The sequence below is a fragment of the Alcanivorax sp. P2S70 genome, from assembly GCF_000475295.1.
Classification (GTDB): domain Bacteria; phylum Pseudomonadota; class Gammaproteobacteria; order Pseudomonadales; family Alcanivoracaceae; genus Alcanivorax; species Alcanivorax profundi.
Window position 1 is genome coordinate 1 of record NZ_AXBZ01000073.1, and the last position, 912, is coordinate 912.

At 58.2% G+C, this 912-nt stretch carries 1 protein-coding gene; it reads left to right on the forward strand.

The window, feature by feature from the left end; translation table 11 throughout:
- The first annotated feature begins 213 nt into the window (after positions 1-213).
- Positions 214-882: an HAD-IA family hydrolase gene (locus Q672_RS32760; protein WP_022986773.1), complete on the forward strand. Its 669-nt coding sequence runs from the start codon at positions 214-216 to the stop codon at positions 880-882.
- Positions 883-912 lie beyond the last annotated feature (30 nt).

Here is a 912-nt window from a genome sequence, read left to right on the forward strand (position 1 = left end):
GTTTAAAGTTGAAAAGCGCGATCACCATCATCGGTTTTCACAGGCCGTGCCAGCGCCCAGAGCAGGAGCGCAGAACCGGGATGTTTCAGGTGGTACACCCTGGGCCACGTGTTTGAACTTTAAACTTTCAATTCCGCTTCTGCCGCAGCGGAGACCGAATCATTTGGCACGGCATCATCTGCGTTGAAACTTGCACCCCAAACAGGATTTTTCATGGAAAAGCTGGAAGCCGTTTATTTCGACCTCGACGGCACCCTGATCGATACCGCACCGGACTTTTATACGGTGCTCAATACCCTGCTGAAAAAACACGGCCGCCCGGAAGTGACTTATTCGGCGGTGCGCGCCAACGTATCGAACGGTGCCCGCGCCCTCACCGAACTGGGTTTTGGCACCGGGCCGGACGATCTCACCTTCCCGGCCTTTCTGGAAGAACTGCTGGACGCCTATGAACAGCACCTGGCGGTGGATACGGTGCTGTTCCCGGGGATGGCCGAGGCGCTGGACTGGATGGATGCCAACGAGATTCCCTGGGGCATCGTCACCAACAAACCCGCCCGCTTCACCGGCAAAGTGCTGGAAGGCCTGGGCCTGCATGAACGGGTGGGCCCTGTGCTCTGTCCGGATGACGTGAAGCAGCGCAAACCGGACCCGGAGGGGCTGCTGATCGCGGCCAGCGCGGACAAGGTAACGCCCGCCAACTGTCTGTATGTGGGCGACCATTTGCGCGATATTCAGGCAGGACAGAATGCAGGCATGGCCACCGCCGTGGCCGCTTTTGGCTATATTGATGCCGATGATGACCCACACGGCTGGCAGGCCAATTATTATCTGGACGAAGGCACTGATTTACTGCCGCTGCTGAAAACGCTGCGCGGCTAAAACACAGGCCGGAAATGGGCGAATGCCCAT

Coding starts and splice junctions, on each gene's coding strand:
- Q672_RS32760 (WP_022986773.1), top strand. CDS start 214: ATGGAAAAGCTGGAAGCCGTTTATTTCGACCTCGACGGCACCCTGATC.